A 17,254-nucleotide genomic window follows, 5' to 3' on the forward strand; every position below is an offset into this window, starting at 1 on the left:
GCCATGGATAAACTGATTTTAATATTGCTTCTGTTCTTATCCTCCCAGATCTTTGGGCAGGCTTCTGCAACGGCAGTGGTGAATACCCGCGCTACCGTAGTTGATCCAATTGAGATCGAGAAGACCGTGGATCTGGATTTTGGAAACGTGATAAGCGCATACAACGCAGGACAGGTTGTCCTCTCCCCTGATGGGTCCAGAGTGGCTTACGGAGTTCAACTTTCCAATTCTCTTCCCGGTACTGTTAATCCGGCTGAAGCAGTAGTGACCCATGGGAACAATAATTATTCTATCACTCTTCCGGAAAGTTTTGTTTTATACAATGAGAGCGATCCAAATCAGGTATTGATCATAGATGATTTTCAAGTTGATCCTCTAAAAGGAGAACTTCAGGACGTTCTAAGGATTGGAGCTACTTTAAATCTTCATGCGAATCAGCTATCGGGTTATTATACCAATTCATCGGGATTTAATGTGACGGTTTCCTATAATTAAAAATTTAATATTTCTTTAACATACTGATCCTTATTTAGTAAATTTGAAATCAGTTAAGAAATCACCAAAATCAGCCCCCAGGAAATGACCAAAAAATTACTTTCCCTCCCCTTTTTCCTATTTATCTTATTTTCAAGTTTCTCATTTGCGCAAGGTGATCTGATGATCATGCCGAAACGACTGGTGTTTGACGGCTCACAACGTTCCCAGGAAATAAATCTGGCGAATACAGGTAGGGATACGGCCGTGTATGCTATCTCCTTTGTTAATTATGAAATGACCGAAGATGGCAGTTTTAAAGAAATCAGAGATCCACAAGAAGGGCAGCGTTTTGCTACTGATTTTTTGCGGTATTTTCCCAGAAGGGTGACGCTTGCCCCAAATGAAGCCCAGGTGATAAGGGTGCAACTTACCCGTACCGGAAACCTGGAAGATGGCGAATATCGTTCTCATATGTATTTCAGAGCAGTCGAAGAACAAACTGCTTTAGGAACAGAGGAAGAAGCGGATAGCGAAGGAATTTCTATTAATATTAAAACTGTTTTTGGAATAAGTATCCCTGTTATTATCAGGCATGGAAAATCTACAACAAAAATAGAGCTAACAGATATACAGCTTGATTCATCGGGTTCACAACCCATACTTTCATTGGCCATCAATCGCAGTGGAAATATGTCAGTCTATGGAGATCTTAAAGCAGAATATATTTCTCCGGAAGGAAAGGAAATAGAAGTGGGTCTTGTAAAAGGTATATCAGTGTATACCCCGAACTCTAAAAGGAACTTCTCTTTTGGACTAAGTTTTCCTGAAGAGGTTGATCTTTCAGGAGGAAAGTTGAGGGTGACCTACACATCTGACAAAGGGGAAGTTTTAGCTATTGCCGAAAAAAACCTGCTGAGGGAATAGTATGCAAAAAAAGCTTTCCATATTCCTCCTTTTTTCAACTACCTTATTCCTGCTTGCTGGTATCAGTGGTGCCACTGCCCAGACCGTGCGTTCCACGAATGCAGCTGGAAACTGGTACGATGCCGTTTGGGATACGGCACCTACAGTAGTGGATGACGTGGAAGTGGACCATACTATTATTGTGCCCAATGGGGAGACAGTAGAAGTAAATAATCTCCACGTTGGTTCAAAGGGAAAGCTACAGGTTTATGGAAATCTGATCATTAACGGAAATGTTACCATGGCTAATAATTCTCCCGAGTTTTCCATGTTCTCTTCAGCTGTTGTGGTAGTTTACGGAAATTTCAATGCCTCTAACAAAATAGACATCTCTGTTTCAAGTTACCTTATAATTCACGGAAACTTTACAAAAGATGGAGCCAGTAACCAGGGAGATCTTTCCGTAGACAATGGGAATATTTACATTTTTGGGGAGGTTGACCCAAACTGGACCGAATTACAAACTTGTGGAGGGAGCTATGATGGTACAACTACTACAACCGGTGAACCCTGTGATTATGGTACTGAAGAAGATTACCTGAATAACCAGGAAACCATTCCTCCGGAACTTCAGGAGTTGATCACCTGTTTTAGTATTACAAAACTTGAAGATGTCAATGCCTGTGAAGCTTCAAATGTTACATGGACTATTGATCCCATTGCAAACGTAAGTTATGAATGGCAAGGAAAAAATGTGGACGCTTCATGGTCCACTATTCCCGGTGCAGATTCTAATACCCTTACTCTAAGTTCGGTCACGACGGCTTTCTCTGGAAGGAAGTACAGAGTAGTCTTGCGTTCTACAGATACTTCTATCAACTGTAAAGTAGGTGTCTCCAATGCGGCTACACTTACAGTATATCCCAATGATTTTAAAATGGGGGCTATTACTGGAGACAATTCTATATGTTATACTTCAGGATCAGAGTACACCTATAGTATTCCGGAAGTTCCAGGAATTAAAAGTTACAGTTGGAACATTCCTGCAGGCTGGACAATCACCTCTGGAGCCGGTACAAGTACCATAACCCTGGCTCCAGATTCCACTCCCGGGGTAAAGACTATAGAAGTTACTGCCACTCCTCTTTGTGGTGAAAGCAAAATAGCAAGTCTTGACGTCTATATTAATGACTTCATAACAGGTCCCATTACCGGGGAAACTTCTATTTGTTATTCAGAAGGCACTACTTATACCTATAGTATTCCTGAAGTAACTGATGTGGATACGTACCAATGGACTATACCTACGGGTTGGACAATATCTTCCGGGTCAAATTCTAATACTATTACGGTAATTCCTGATGCCGCTTCCGGAGATAAAAGTTTATCCGTTACAGCAACAAATCTCTGTGGAGTCAGCAATACTGCCAGCCTGGGTGTAAAAGTGATGATTCCTGACTTTACCATTGAACCTATTGACGGGGAACCTTCAATTTGTTATTCAGAAGGCACTCCTTATACCTATAGTATTCCTGAAGTAACTGATGTGGACACGTACCAATGGACAATACCTACAGGTTGGACAATATCTTCCGGATCAAATTCTAATATCATTACGGTAATTCCTGATGCCGCTTCCGGAGATAAAAGTATATCAGTTACCGCAACCAACCTCTGTGGAGTCAGTAACATAGTTAGTCTTGATATAAATGTGGAGATTCCCGGAGTATGGACCGGTTTACTGGATTCTGATTGGAATATCGCCAGCAATTGGAGTTGCAATCTCATTCCTGATAATACTACCAATGTTCTTATACCTGCCGGAACCCCGAATAATCCTGTGATCTATACCGGCACAAATGCTTTGTCAAATGACCTTCAAATAGAAAGTGGAGTTATACTTACTGTTCTCCAGGATCTGCAGATCAGTGGTGATCTTATTGCTGCCGGTCTCATTAATGCCGAAAACGGAAGTCTTTCTTTTACAGGAAGCAGTGTACAAAATATTCCATCCGGAGCTTTTGAAAATAACAGGATAAAGAATTTACAGGTAAATAATTCCGCTGGAGTAAATAATCAGGCAGAGCTTGAAATCACAGGTATTTTAAAAGTTGCTTCCGGAATCTTTTCGACCGGCGATCTTGTAACCCTAATTTCAGATGCTTCAGGAACTGCTTTGATCGATGGCAGCGGCAAGGGGCAGATCACAGGCACTTTAAAGATGCAGCGTTTTCTGGATCCTGCCTTTGGATATAAATATTTCAGCTCTCCTTTCTCAAATTCTGTGGTGGGAGATTTTTCTTCCTATGTTGATCTTTCCGCAGCTTTTCCGCAGGTATTTAAATATAATGAGAACAGGGAAGATTCCCAGGGAAATGATGCGACAGGCTGGGAAGTCTACACTTCTTCGGCTGCCCCTCTGGAAGTGGGGAAAGGCTATGCTTTTAACTTCGGAAATTCTTCCGCAGCAAAAACAGTGGAATTATCCGGCACTGTCAATAATGGGGACGTAAGTCTTCTTCTCGAGAACCATAACGGGTTCTATACAAAAGGATTTAACCTGGTTGGAAACCCCTACCCTTCTCCTATCGACTGGAATTCCGCAGGCTGGACCAAGCAAAATATTGACGACGCAATTTATTTTTTTACGGCAGGAAGTGAACAATACACCGGCATTTATACATCTTTTGTGAACGGAATTTCAAGCAGTGATGGCAAGGCTACAAGCATTATTCCGTCCATGCAGGGCTTCTTTGTAAAAGTGAGTGATGGATATACTTCGGGAACTTTAGGAATGACCAATGCTGTAAGGTCTCTTGACGCTACACAGGCTTTTCTTAAGAGCAGTAACAGATCAAAAGAACAGAAACTGCTACGCCTCTACGGCGGTTTTGATGGTGAAGCCCGGGAGGATGCGCTGGTGATCTATTTTCCGGCTTTTGCCAAACCGGAATTCGAAACCAAACTGGATGCACATAAAATGATGAATACTGATAATGCCGTTCCAAGCATTTACAGTATTAGTAAGGACAATAAAGAGCTTTCTATTAATGCCCTTTCCCTGGAGACAGAAACAGTTGTAAAGATCCCGCTTGGAGTACAAGCCGAAAGAGCTGGCCGAATGTATTTTAAAATGGCTAACCTTCCGGATCTTGCAAGGGAAATGCACTATTATTTGATAGATCTTCAAAAGAAGAAAAGCCTTGATCTCTCTAAAGATCCTGTCTATTCTTTTACTATTGAAAAAGGTATTCACAATCAACGTTTCCAGCTAATGATCTCCTCACAAACTGTAGCGGATCCAGCGATTGTTTTTGATGAACCTTTTAGAGTAAAGATAGATGCTTCAGGAATTGGGGTGCAACTTTTCCTTGAAAAAGGGCAACTGGCACATATCCAAAAAGCGAATATTTCAGGACAAATTTTGGAAAGCAAAACAGGTTCCGGTTACGAAGAGATCAGGTTTGATAATACCGGAAGTGAAGGTATGTATTTCGTGATCCTGGATATTTCCGGCAGACGGTATACCAAAAAAGTAATAATTAAAAAGTAGCAGAAAAGATGAAACCAAATTTCCGATTTCCTTCGTTTTTGATCGCTTTCCTGCTTTTTATGTTGGTTCAAACAGCTATTGCCCAGGAGAAACCACCTATTCCTATAACAGTGGAAGTAAATACCTCTCAAAACCTCAATTTTGGATCCTTTACGGTTGGAGTTACGGGTGGCACAGTGAGTGTAGATTATAACAGTACCAGGACCTCTACCGGTGATGTTTTTGAGTTAAATATGGGAGCAAGCCCTTCTGCAGCGCTTTTTGATGTTACCGCGAATCCGGGAACTATAATACAGATCAGTGCACCTACTAATATTCCGCTTACAGGGTCAAACGGAGGAGTGATCTATTTGGATATTAATAGTTTTAGTACGGGCCAGTTGTTTATCAGTACCGCTACCCCGCCTAACGTGAATTCGGTTTATGTGGGAGGAACGCTCACTATCCCGGCCAATACCAATAACCTTCCCGGACAGTACAACGGAAACTTCACATTAACCTTTATCCATCAATAGAAGATTAATGGAGAATTCTCTTTTGCGCATCCTGGATCGGTATTTAAAAACCCATTTTCTTCCTGCATTTCTATTATTCTTTTCCTGTTTCGTCGTGATAGCGCAAGATGATCTTCCTGAATATGATGAACTGAATGTGGAAATGACTATTCCTGATCTGGGAATGATGGAAATACCAATTGCCATCAAAGGAGAAGATGCCTTTATTCCTGTTGAGACACTTTTTAACCGGTTAAAAATCAAGAATACGAGGACAGGTTCCGGACTGGAGGGATTCATCATCCATCCGGACTCCACTTATCAAATAGACCTTCAGGCGAACAGGATCAGCTTCAAAAATGAGAGTTTTTCGATAAATAATTCAGATTACATTCAAACTCCCGAGGCGTTGTACCTGCGTTCTGATCTCTTCGGAAAAGCTTTTGGGTTGGACACACAGTTTTCTTTCCGAAGCCTTTCCGTAAAGCTGGTTACAGATAAAGAGTTACCCGTAATTAAAGAGATGCGTTTAAAAAAGCTGCGGGAAAATATGAATCAGGTGAGAGGAATAGTTCAACCTGATACCACGATCTCCCGGGAATTTTACTTTTTTGAAGCCGGTAGCCTGGACTGGGGAGTCATTACTACTCAAAATTCGCAACTTCAAAATGACAATCGGTTTACCTTAGGACTGGGAACTATGTTCCTGGGAGGGGAGACAAATTTGATTCTGAATTATTCTTCCAGGGTTCCTTTCGAATCCAGAAACCAGTTCTACCAGTGGCGTTATATCAATAATGACAGCCGCTTCTTAAAACAAATTACTGCCGGAAGGATCTTCAGCGGTGCGACATCCTCCCTTTTTGCACCGGTCTCGGGAGTGCAGATAAGTAACAGTCCTTTTCAGAACAGGCGTTCTTTTGGGACCTATGTGATGACGGACTATACAGATCCCCGGTGGACAGTCGAGCTTTATGTTAATAACGTGCTGGTCGACTTTACAGAAGCAGATGCTTCTGGATTTTATTCCTTTGACGTGCCTCTTATGTACGGAAACACCGGTGTGAGACTCAAATTCTATGGTCCCTACGGAGAAGAACGGGTTGAGGAGCGAATGATCAATATTCCGTACAATTTCGTTCCGAAGAATGAGCTGGAGTATACCATTAGTGCGGGGATAGTTGAAAATGACGATCTCGACAGATTTTCCAGGGCCAATGTAAATTATGGGATCAGCAATGCCATCACTGTTGGTGCTGGAGCCGAGTATCTTTCTGGCCTGGAATCTGAAGAAGTTATGCCATTTGTAAATACATCGGTTCGGGTTGCTTCAAATCTACTTTTTAGCGGAGAATACATGTACGGCGTGAAAGGAGAAGCCATTTTGAATTACCGTACGCCGAAAAATCTGCAGGTGGAATTGAATTACGTGAACTACGATAAAGATCAGACGTCTATAAATTACAACTATCTGGAGGAGCGAAAGATCAGTCTTTCCTCTCCCATTCGCACCAAAAACTTTTCGCTGTATACCCGCTTCAGTTTGAACCAGATCATCATGCCTGCTACCGAATTCACTACCGCACAGTTGCTGCTGTCCGGAGCTGTATTGGGAGTAAGTACGAACCTTACCACGTATGGGATCTACAACGACCGTTTGAAGGATCCGACCATCTATAGTTCTCTTTCTCAAACCTATCGCCTGCCCTATAAATTACTTTTTTCACCACAGCTGCAGTACGATTTCAGTAATTCTCGATTCAACAATATAATTGCTGAACTGGAACGGCCGGTGCTGGATCGCGGTTTTCTTAACCTGGCCTATGAACACAATTTTCTTCGGAAGGCCCATATCTTCGAAATTGGATTCCGGTACAACCTGAATTTTGCTCAAACCTCTTTTACTTCCCGCTTCGGAAATCAGAATACTTCTCTTGTACAATCTGCCCGTGGAAGTTTAATGCTGGACGATAACACGGGTTATGTTTTGGCCAGTGACCGTACAGCCATGTCAAAAGCAGCTCTCAATCTTATTCCTTTTCTGGATTATAATGCAAATGGCAAAAAAGATCCAATGGAACCCGGTGTGGAAGGACTCGAACTTAAGACCAGGATGGGGAAAGTCAGCTATAATGAGGACCGCACGATCCTTCGCATTACCGAATTACAACCATACATTGATCTCATTTTAGAGGTTGATCCGGTGAGTCTCGATAACATCGCCTGGAAGATCAGTAATCCGAAGATCATGGTTGAAACGGTTCCGAATAAATTCCAGGACATTTATGTACCCGTGGAAGTTCTGGGAGAAGTTGGCGGGATGGTTTATCTTGAAAAGAATGAAGCGCTCCAGGGACAGGGCCGAATTATCATCAATATTTTCGATTCAAATGGGCAACGAGCTGCCCGTATTCTAAGTGAATCGGACGGTTATTTCACATTCCTCGGACTCAAACCCGGTTCCTATACCGCTCGTATAGATCGGGAACAATTAACAAATCTCGACTATACTTCCGCTCCTTCTGAAATTTCTTTTGAGATCAAAGTTGATCAGTACGGTGATATTGTTGATACTCTTGAGTTCATCCTGAAAGAGGACCAAAAATAGCTTTTTTAGATAGTCTCATCTTCAGAACTCCAGTGAGAGTGAAAATACTCCCCTCTTGGTTTATCCGTGCGCTCGTAGGTATGGGCGCCAAATGAATCCCGTTGCGCCTGGATCATATTTGCTGAAGATTGTGCAGATACAAAACTCAAAAAGTAGTTTGCAGCTGCCGACATTACCGGCATGGAACAATTGGATTGCAAGGCGGAAGAAACAACATTTACCAGATGCTTCCTGTTTTCCTTTAGTTCTCTGCTTATCTCCTCATTCATTAAAAGATTTTCGGAATGTTCCTTAAAAATACCGGCCAGTCGTTCCATGAACGCCGAGCGAATGATGCAGCCATTGGTCCAGATACGGGCAATTTCCGATAGATTTAGCTGCCAGTCATAAGTTTTAGAAGCTTCGGAGAGCAGCTCAAATCCGATCGCATGGTTTATGATGCTGGCTGCCTGATAGGCTTTAAAAAGGCCGTCCTGATCTAATTTTTCTGAAGCTCCTTTTTTTTCAAATTTTCCGTAGAGCACTGAAGCTTCTACCCTTTCCTCTTTTTTACCCGAAATGTTTCTGGCCATTACAGCGGCTGTGATGGTGTCAAAAGCTACTCCCAACTCCAAGGCCGCATTTGTGGACCATCCTCCGGTTCCCTTTTGCTTGGCAGCATCCAGAACTTTATCGATCAAAAACTCGTCATCCTCCTTTTTCCGTAGAATGTCTACAGATATTTCAAGCAGAAAACTTTGCATCTCCTTATTCCATTCCTCAAAAAGAGAAGCGATCTCATTGGGCTGAAGGTTTTTGGAAAATTTTAAAAAATGATAGGTTTCCGCAATGAGCTGCATTTCCCCATATTCAATTCCGTTGTGGAGCATTTTTACAAAATGCCCGGCTCCTCCCGGCCCAATATAGGTACAGCAGGCTTTTCCCTGCTTATCTTTTGCAGCGATCTTTTCAAGAAGCTCCCCTACCCGTTCATAGGCTTCGGCTGGGCCTCCGGGCATAATTGACGGACCTTTTAAAGCACCCTCTTCTCCTCCTGAGATCCCTGCTCCCATGAAGTGCAATCCTTTTTCCGCTAAATATTTTTCCCGGAGTTCGGTATCTTTATAATGTGAATTACCGCCGTCAATGATCAGATCGCCTTCTTCCAGGAACGGTAGCAGACTATCAATGACCATGTCTACTGCTTTTCCGGCATTCACCATCAGAAAAAGGTTCCGAGGGCGATGCAGGGATCTTACAAAAGCTTCAAGATCATCAAACCACGGGAAATCATAGATCTCCTTATGCTCAAGTGCGAAATTCCTGGCAATATCCACTTCCACTCCTTCCACCTGTCGGTTAAACACTGAGATCGCTACTCCTTTGGAAGCGAAATTTAGAGCAAGGCTTTTACCCATTACCCCCAAACCAATAAGTCCGATTTCTGAATTGTGCTTGTGTGAACTGACCTTCTCCATAATCTCTTCAATTATTTCCTCTTCTGTAGCCTGTACATCAACATGTACCGCTGTTCCGGGTTCTTCCAGGATGTCATATTGTGATTGTAACAGGTCCGGTTTAAAATAGTGACCTTTCCTGTCGGCAATGCGTTTGTAGATCACGTCGTAACCGGAATGAAGAAAGATCCAGGTGATGTATTTCTCCGGAATGCTGCTCAATCGCTGCCGGTACTGCTCTTTTAGTGCAGAACAGGCTAAAACAGCACCCTCTTTTTTATGCCATTTTTGGATATTTTCAGCTAGCAATTCCAGCCAATCTTCCCTCTCCTCATCCCGAAGGGGAATACCCTCCCGCATCTTAAAAACATTATCCGCAGAATGAAAATCGTCTGCATCGTAAAAAGGTAGCTGCAGCCGCTCGGCAAGCAGTTTACCGATCGTGGTCTTCCCTACTCCCGATACGCCCATTACGATGTATACCTGCTTCAAAATGATTTTATTTATAGGAGATTTCCAAGATGTCCAGGTGGCGGATCTCTGCTCCCAATTTAAATTCGGCTACCTCTCCAACTTTTTTACCGGTAATAGCTTTCGCAATAGGGGCCACAAAGGCTATTTTTTGATCCTTAATATTGGCTTCATCTACGCCCACGATCTGGAATTCCTGCAGTTTTTTGCTTTTTTGGTCCCGTATCTTCACATGTGCTCCAAACCGCACTTCTCCCGGCGGTTGTTCTGAAGGGTCAAGGATCCTGGCGGAATTTATACGCTCGTTGAGCAGGCTTAGTTTTCCGTCAACCACAGCGCGCGCTATTCTTCGGTCTTTGTCGCTGCTTTTTTCCCTGCCGGCCCATTCTTTTTCCAGCTCTTCTTTTTCTTGCTTCAACTTCTGAAAGCCTACGGGAGTTACATAATTGTTCACTCCGGCTGGCAATGCAGCTCTCGGCGGAATGAATGGAGCTTCCTCCTGGTCTTCTTCTTTTACGAATCCTCGGCTCATGGTCAGGTCTTTTTCTAAAGGTCGAAAAATAGCGGCAGAAATAAAAATTCCACCGCTTTCGTTTTAATTCGGTTATTTTTGCTGCATGAGCAAGCTTTTAGTGATTGGTTATGTGTGGCCGGAGCCAAAATCTTCGGCAGCGGGAGCACGTATGATGCAGCTTCTGGAATTTTTCAGAAAGGAGGGTTATTCTGTCATTTTTGGAACCACAGCCACAAGGACTGAACATTCCGAAGATCTTGAGAAACTGGGAATTTCTACGGAAGTCATTGAGCTTAACAATAACAGTTTTGATCTTTTGCTGAAGGAACTGCAGCCGAACATCGTGCTTTTCGACCGGTTCATGATGGAAGAACAATTCGGTTGGAGGGTCGCAGAAGTTTGTCCGGAAGCAATAAGGATACTGGATACAGAAGATCTTCATTTTCTCCGGAAGGCCCGGCAGCAGGCATTCAAACAGGGAGTTTCTGTTTCAATGGAAATGCTCCAATCTGAGACAGCCAAAAGGGAGATTGCCAGTATTTACCGCTGTGATCTGTCACTGATCATTTCGGAAGCTGAAATGGATCTTTTGACAAAAGAATTCCGCCATCCCCCTGAAATATTGTTCTATATACCTTTTTTGCCAGAAGAAGTGTCTTCCGAGGAGATTACACATCTTCCCGATTTTGACGTACGCAGGAACTTCGTGAGTATTGGAAATTTTCTTCACGAGCCCAACTGGGATGCTGTTCTTTACCTGAAGCAGGAAATCTGGCCGCTGATCAAACGAGAATTACCTGCTGCAGAACTTCATATTTACGGAGCTTATTCCGTTGAAAAAGTGAAGAATCTTCATAATCAAAAAGAAGGTTTTATTGTAAAAGGTCGTGCTCCCGAAGCAATAGAAATGCTGAAGCATGCAAGAGTTTTGCTGGCCCCTTTGAGGTTTGGAGCCGGTCAAAAAGGGAAATTTATTGATGCCATGCAGGCAGGAACCCCCTCGGTCACTACTCCCGTGGGAGCTGAAGGAATGCAGTATAATGGTATCTGGAATGGAAAAATCGAACAGGATCCGGAAGCCTTTGCTGATGCCGCTGTGGAATTATACTCTGAAATAGATGTCTGGAAAACTGCTCAAAAGAATGGCTTTGAACTGCTAAAAATAAGGTATCCAAAAAAGGCATTTTTGGAACAGTTCAGAAACAGCCTTTTAGAACTGCAAAAGAACCGGGAATCTCATCGTTTGTCAAATTTCACCGGTGCTATGCTCCTGCATCACAGTCTTGGAAGCACCCGGTATCTCTCCAAATACATCGAAGCCAAGAACAGGCTAAAATGAGGAAACGCCCATTAAGGGCGTTTCGATCCAAACAAATAAAACTAACAACTTGCGCAGTTAGAGTTAACTGTGTTCCAGCATTGGTGTCTGGTTAAAAAGCTTTACGTTTAGCGCCTGCAGGGCCTGTACTTTATTTCGGGTGTCCACCAGAAGGGAAACGTTGTTATTACTTCCGCCATAAGAGATCATACGCACCGGAATATCATTCAAGATTTCAAAGATCCTGAACGTACTTTGGTCATTGATCAATCCTTCTCCCACAATACAAATGATACTGTGATTGGTATCAACCGTGATCTCTCCGTACTCCTCCAGGTCATCCAGGATCTTGTGCAGATTGGTGGTGTTGTCGATCGTCAGGGAAATGGCGATCTCAGAAGTCGTGATCATGTCGATCGCAGTCTGATGTTTATCAAAAACTTCAAAGATCTTTTTCAAGAATCCGTGTGCCATGAGCATTCGGTTGGACTTGATCTTAATGGCTGTGATATCGCCTTTTGCTGAAATGGCCTTTAAACCTGTTCCGTGTACTTCCGAAGAGATCATGGTTCCGGAGGCATCTGGTGTAAAGGTATTCTTCAGGAAAATGGGAATATTTCTCTCTTTAACCGGGGAAACGGTTTGCGGATGCAGGATCTTTGCTCCAAAGTAAGCCAATTCCGCAGCTTCCTCAAAAGTAAGGTGAGAAAGCGCTTTTGTATTCTCCACAAAACGCGGATCATTGTTATGGAACCCGTCAATATCAGTCCAGATCTGCACTTCTGAAGCCTTTAATGCTGCACCAATAATAGTGGCTGTGTAGTCACTACCACCTCTGTTCAGGGTGTTAATATTTTTATTACGGTCAACACGTACAAATCCTTGTGTAACATATACTTCTGAACTTACTTCTCTCCTTAAAACGCCTGAAAGAAGTTGAGAAACTACTTCCACATCGGGATTCTCAACATTCGCTACATGCATGAAGTCTTTAGCATCCAACAAGGTATTAGAAACACCTTCTGCCTCCAGGTATTGTGAAAAGATAAAGCTCAGAAATGTCTCGCCAAAGGTTACAATTACCGGCTCCAGAGAACTTTCAAAGTCCTGGGCTGTGACCTCTTCCAATTGCTCAAAAAGGATCTCAAAAAGATTTGCAGTACTTTTTGCAGTCTCAGGATTTGCAAATAACTCCTCTATCAACCCGAGGTGCTTCATCCTGATCTGCTCCAAAATGGCAGCAACCGCTGAAGTTTCATTTTGTTTAAATTGGGCGACAAGTTCTACTAATTGATTTGTCACGCCCGACATTGCTGAAACCACTACCATTTTTCTCCCTTTTTGGGAAGTAATGATCTTGCGCACATTGCGTATGGTTGCTGCAGAACCTACAGAAGTACCACCGAATTTTAATACTTTCATATTTTTCATTTCCAAAGTGCATAATTACTCATGGAGATTGAAGGGGGAAAAAAAACCGCTTGTTTTTCATACCTTTGCACAAAATGTATAATATTTAACAATGAAGACGATAAGTACCTGTGTACATGATATATTACGCCACCAACCTTTTTTGGACGACGCACTGGCCCGAAATATTATAAATTTCAGTTCGCTTGCCGCCGATATTCAGCCTCAAGTTGAAAAAGAAATGCGGAAACCGGTTAAGCAGGGTTCCATTATTATGGCCCTTAGAAGGTATCACCCAAAGAGAAACAAGTTCACCAGCAAGAATTTCCGGGATCTGGGAGATATTATTGTGCGATCGGGAATTACTGAATATACCTATCTTAACTCCAAGGATACAGTAGCCAAAAAAGCGAGATTATTGGATTCAGTTAAAGACCGGACCGGAGTGTATTTGAATTATTCCAGTAATTACCAGGAAAGTATCTTTTTGGTCTCTACCAGCCTCGAAGACACCATAAAGGAGATCTTTGCAGATGAGAAACTGGTTAGCATTTCAGATGAACTCTCATCCATAACTATTGCGCTTCCTGAAAAGAACACTAAAACAGTAGGGCTGTATTTTTACATTTTTAAGCTGCTGGCTTACGAAGGAATTCCGGTCTATGAAGTGATCTCTACCTCAAACTATTTCACCTTGTTTCTGGAACAGGAATATGTGAACCAGGCTTTTATGTTGATGAATGAGATCAAGAGCAAAAGCTAATCTTCGAGAGAGTACCACCAAAGAGAATTTTGGAAGTTCATTGGGAGAATAACCATTTCAGTATCTTCTAAAAAGAGGAAATCCCCGGAACTTTTTGCTGAACTTATCAGCTTTTGAAGGTTGCCCACAGCGTTTACTTCGTAAATATCCCCTGTTGCCCAATCTGAAAATAAGAAGCTTTCGGAATGCCTTTTTTGGATCCCATCGAGATTTCCTATTCCGGGAGTCAGTTCAGAACATTTTCCGGAGGTATCTATTCTTAATAATTTCCCCGGTTCGTCTTTTCCCCAGGAAGCCACAAGCATCCCATCCTTCAGTTTTAATAATCCGTTGGGTTGTTTTAGCGCCGGATCATTCGACCATTCTGAGATCTTTCCGGAGCGGTCATACTTGAATATTTTATTACCTGAGAGATCGGAAATATAAAGGTTTCCCATTTCATCAGCAGTAATGTCATTCAGGGAATTCGCACCGGGTACAGGTAATTTTTTGATCACAGTACCTTTTTTATTGTCCATGATCACGAGCACTGTAACATCGCTCACATAAAGTGTATCTCCATGCACGTGTAAACCCTTGGGATCATCAAGTCCGGTGATCCACTTTTTCTTCAGAATTTCGCCCTCCGGACTCACTTTAGAAATGAACCCATCCCCTTTTTCTTTATCGGCCATATTGGAAACATATAGCAGCTCTTTCTGGTGATCCAATACCACAGATTCGGGATGACTAAACCCCTCCACCTGTCGAAAAGCGGTATTTTTCTGGGCATTGGCTGTAAAGGTCAAAAGGAAGATCAAAAGGAATGTTATGCGCTTCATAATCAGTGTTTTCCTAAAAATAGTAATTTCCTTTAGTGTTTGCCTTTAATACCTTTTAAAATTTTGCCAAAGCTTCTGGAAAAATTGGGCTTTTCCGGTACTTTTAATAGAAAACAAAAGCTATGAGAAAGTTAGTAAGAGCATTGCTGGCAGGTTACGGGGCCAAAAAGATTGGCGGCGGCTGTGGCTGTTTTGGGATAGTGATCGTATTTATTATTCTTTGGTGGTTGCTTTCCCAAGTGGGAATTTGATCTACTGGAAAAAGTAACCAAAACCTATGGTGAACATGATCAATCCGTAGAAGTAATGTTCCAGGCTTACATTGAGTAAACTTTTTGTCTGGTAGTAATTGTAAATGAAGATCCAGCCTGCCAAAAAGGTTGCTATTGGCGCTACCCAGTTCGCATAAATGAAGTGTGTCAACCCAAAAATCAGGGCGTTACTGAACATTAGCAGGTATTTTTCAGGAATAAGGGCTTCATACCTGTGGAAATAGTATACCCGGTATATTAGTTCCTGCGGAAAAACGGAAGCTATGGGATACAAAAAGAAGGTTAGCAGATATCCATTGAAGTTCTCTACCGGGTACTTAAAGAACAGGCCGGGATAGATCCACCAGGTAAACCAGATAAGGAGAATAGTTATTATGAGCATCCTAACTATACTCTTACCTACATAAGCCTTTCTGAAACGGGTAAAAACTCTTTTATCAAAGCTTTTATCCATCACGAGCAGGATGAAAAAGAACATGGCTATGCAAACGAGGGGAATGATCTTATACCACCCATTCAAAAAGTTATTGGTTATGAAGGGGAGAAAAACATAAAAGATCACAAATTCCAGCACCAGGTAAGGTTTGGAATTATAAATATTTCTGAGGCTCATAGCGACGTGTGACGAAAGATAAATATTATTGATCTGGCTGGTTCAAGAAGAATAAAACTTCCGGAACCTTAAGGTTCCAGGTTCTCCTCCTCACCTTCTCCGGTTCTGGCCCTTTTTCTTTCCCTTAATAGATCAATGATATTGAACAGTACAATACAAAAGGCAACCCAGATAAGTCCTGCTATAAATCCTCCGGCAACGTCTGAAGGGAAGTGTACTCCCAGATAGATCCTACTGAGTCCTATTGAAAGGATCAGAAAAGTAAAGATGAAAGCTAATAAGAATCGCAACCATTTTGCCATTTTGATCCTGAATAGCAAGTAGATCAAAAATCCGTAGAAAGCCATGGCACTCATGGAATGTCCACTGGGATAACTCAGGGTTTTTACCACTACCATGTGTTCAATAGTAGGCCGTGCCCGGTTAATTGCTTGTTTTAGTGCGATATTTGATAATGCTGAAAGCAGTAAAACTCCCAACAGCTGAAAAATAAACTTCTTGTTCTTCAGTTTGAAAAAGAAGAATAATACGGCAATAGTGGTCACTACAATGTACGCATAAACGTCCCCAAGATCAGTTACAAACTGGAAGAAGTGATTGAGTTCGGGCGTGCGAAAAGAGATAATATAATCTGTGATCTTATCATCATAGACTTTTAGTCCACTTCCTGGGAGTTCATCGGTGAGTTCAATAAAGAGGTTTACTCCAAAAATAAAAGCTATAAAAGCAAAGAATATTAGCAGATAATAAGGAAGATTGGGATTTTTTCCGGAGAGAAAAGTTCTGATGTAATCGATCAGTTTCCTGACCATATCTTTCATATCATTCCGCATAGCTGGTAAAGTTGGTTAATTTTCAGTTGTTACAGCTCCTTCCTCTGCCGGATAGAAGATCTGCACTTTTCTTCGCCCCCAGTTAAGAGCCTTTTCTTTATCAACACCCATGTAGATGTCAATTTTATTTCGCCACCTGGGGTGCATTTTGTCATTGACTATAAAGATCCCTTCAAAACCTTCTATTTTAACGGGAGTCTGATACGTAAGTCCTTTTTTGATAAGGTCCCTGGAAACTGCTATTGACTGGATTCCCGGCTTTAAAGTATCTCCCCAGGCCGTTATTTTTGGATTTCCTTCTGTCTGAGTCAGGATGGAATTATAAGCTGAAGCTGTAACTGTAATGCTATTCCAGTCAGAAATGTCAATTTCTTCAGGGTCTGCGTCTTTACAACTCCACATTCCTCCCATGAAAAGCAGGGGGATCAGAATGAATTTTAAAAGTAACTTTTCAGAGATCATTAATACCAACTTACTAAAATTTTATGTTTTCACCACAGCTTTACCCGGTCTTAACCCTCTTTTAAGAAGGCTTTCCGGAAATTGTGCTAAAGAACTGTTTTTTTAAACAAATATTTTAGAACCGTGGCAAAAAAAAGCTATTGGCTTGATACTCTTATACAAAACCCCAGATCTTTTGTCCTTCCTTAATAAAAGTGTACCTTTGCCAACCGAAATGCGGAATTTCTATTCAGCGCTGTTAAGGTCCTTCCTTTCTATTTTCTGTTTTATTTCCATTTCACGCAATCTATTTTAATTGATAAACAA

Annotated in this window: 15 protein-coding genes; 8 read left to right on the plus strand and 7 right to left on the minus strand. The window is 42.0% G+C overall.

Annotation, left to right across the window (positions count from 1 at the left end; genetic code table 11):
• Nucleotides 1–3: 3 nt before the first annotated feature.
• The 5 genes from ACNORC_RS12110 to ACNORC_RS12130 all read left to right on the plus strand — a co-directional run bounded on the left by ACNORC_RS12110 (nucleotide 4) and on the right by ACNORC_RS12130 (nucleotide 8,035).
• Nucleotides 4–495 (plus strand): DUF4402 domain-containing protein, encoded by a 492-nt coding sequence (locus tag ACNORC_RS12110; RefSeq protein WP_418335908.1) that lies wholly within the window; start codon nucleotides 4–6, stop codon nucleotides 493–495.
• Nucleotides 496–579: 84 nt separating this feature from the next.
• On the plus strand, nucleotides 580–1,401 hold the full coding sequence (locus tag ACNORC_RS12115; RefSeq protein ID WP_418335909.1) for a fimbrial biogenesis chaperone: 822 nt from the start codon (nucleotides 580–582) through the stop codon (nucleotides 1,399–1,401).
• A gap of 1 nt (nucleotide 1,402) precedes the next feature.
• Nucleotides 1,403–4,933, plus strand: a complete 3,531-nt coding sequence (locus ACNORC_RS12120; RefSeq protein WP_418335910.1) for a PKD-like domain-containing protein — start codon at nucleotides 1,403–1,405, stop codon at nucleotides 4,931–4,933.
• Nucleotides 4,934–4,941: 8 nt separating this feature from the next.
• Nucleotides 4,942–5,448, plus strand: a complete 507-nt coding sequence (locus ACNORC_RS12125; protein WP_418335911.1) for a DUF4402 domain-containing protein — start codon at nucleotides 4,942–4,944, stop codon at nucleotides 5,446–5,448.
• A 7-nt stretch (nucleotides 5,449–5,455) separates the two neighbouring features.
• Nucleotides 5,456–8,035: a hypothetical protein gene (locus tag ACNORC_RS12130; RefSeq protein ID WP_418335912.1), complete on the plus strand. Its 2,580-nt coding sequence runs from the start codon at nucleotides 5,456–5,458 to the stop codon at nucleotides 8,033–8,035.
• Nucleotides 8,036–8,040: 5 nt separating this feature from the next.
• Here the strand turns inward: ACNORC_RS12130 and gnd are convergent, their stop codons facing one another.
• Entirely contained in the window at nucleotides 8,041–9,963 is a 1,923-nt protein-coding gene (gnd, locus tag ACNORC_RS12135; RefSeq protein WP_418335913.1) for an NADP-dependent phosphogluconate dehydrogenase, read from the minus strand.
• A gap of 7 nt (nucleotides 9,964–9,970) precedes the next feature.
• Nucleotides 9,971–10,474: a GreA/GreB family elongation factor gene (locus ACNORC_RS12140; RefSeq protein WP_418335914.1), complete on the minus strand. Its 504-nt coding sequence runs from the start codon at nucleotides 10,472–10,474 to the stop codon at nucleotides 9,971–9,973.
• 85 nt (nucleotides 10,475–10,559) lie between these two features.
• On the opposite strand from ACNORC_RS12140, the gene ACNORC_RS12145 reads away from it, so the two are divergent.
• Complete coding sequence (locus ACNORC_RS12145; protein ID WP_418335915.1) at nucleotides 10,560–11,795, plus strand: glycosyltransferase; 1,236 nt, start codon at nucleotides 10,560–10,562, stop codon at nucleotides 11,793–11,795.
• A gap of 63 nt (nucleotides 11,796–11,858) precedes the next feature.
• Here ACNORC_RS12145 and ACNORC_RS12150 read toward each other — a convergent pair whose 3' ends face one another.
• Nucleotides 11,859–13,196, minus strand: a complete 1,338-nt coding sequence (locus tag ACNORC_RS12150; RefSeq protein ID WP_418335916.1) for an aspartate kinase — start codon at nucleotides 13,194–13,196, stop codon at nucleotides 11,859–11,861.
• A 100-nt stretch (nucleotides 13,197–13,296) separates the two neighbouring features.
• Here ACNORC_RS12150 and ACNORC_RS12155 point away from each other — a divergent pair, with 100 nt between their 5' ends.
• Nucleotides 13,297–13,947: a hypothetical protein gene (locus ACNORC_RS12155; RefSeq protein ID WP_418335917.1), complete on the plus strand. Its 651-nt coding sequence runs from the start codon at nucleotides 13,297–13,299 to the stop codon at nucleotides 13,945–13,947.
• Here the strand turns inward: ACNORC_RS12155 and ACNORC_RS12160 are convergent.
• The gene (locus ACNORC_RS12160) at nucleotides 13,944–14,768 is read right to left on the minus strand and encodes an SMP-30/gluconolactonase/LRE family protein (RefSeq protein ID WP_418335918.1); all 825 of its coding nucleotides are present in this window, start codon (nucleotides 14,766–14,768) and stop codon (nucleotides 13,944–13,946) included. The two genes, ACNORC_RS12155 and ACNORC_RS12160, sit on opposite strands and share 4 nt — an antisense overlap.
• A 122-nt stretch (nucleotides 14,769–14,890) precedes the next feature.
• On the opposite strand from ACNORC_RS12160, the gene ACNORC_RS12165 reads away from it, so the two are divergent.
• On the plus strand, nucleotides 14,891–15,019 hold the full coding sequence (locus ACNORC_RS12165) for a hypothetical protein (protein WP_418335919.1): 129 nt from the start codon (nucleotides 14,891–14,893) through the stop codon (nucleotides 15,017–15,019).
• Nucleotide 15,020: 1 nt separating this feature from the next.
• Here ACNORC_RS12165 and ACNORC_RS12170 read toward each other — a convergent pair whose 3' ends face one another.
• From ACNORC_RS12170 to ACNORC_RS12180, 3 genes are all read right to left on the minus strand, one after another.
• Entirely contained in the window at nucleotides 15,021–15,653 is a 633-nt protein-coding gene (locus ACNORC_RS12170; RefSeq protein ID WP_418335920.1) for a CPBP family glutamic-type intramembrane protease, read from the minus strand.
• A gap of 68 nt (nucleotides 15,654–15,721) precedes the next feature.
• Nucleotides 15,722–16,486, minus strand: a complete 765-nt coding sequence (locus ACNORC_RS12175; RefSeq protein ID WP_418335921.1) for a phosphatase PAP2 family protein — start codon at nucleotides 16,484–16,486, stop codon at nucleotides 15,722–15,724.
• 15 nt (nucleotides 16,487–16,501) lie between these two features.
• Nucleotides 16,502–16,948 carry a 3D domain-containing protein gene (locus ACNORC_RS12180; RefSeq protein ID WP_418335922.1) on the minus strand — a complete coding sequence of 149 codons (447 nt, stop codon included), beginning with the start codon at nucleotides 16,946–16,948 and terminating at the stop codon, nucleotides 16,502–16,504.
• Nucleotides 16,949–17,254: the final 306 nt, after the last annotated feature.

Source organism: Salinimicrobium soli, assembly GCF_048323655.1.
GTDB lineage: Bacteria > Bacteroidota > Bacteroidia > Flavobacteriales > Flavobacteriaceae > Salinimicrobium > Salinimicrobium soli.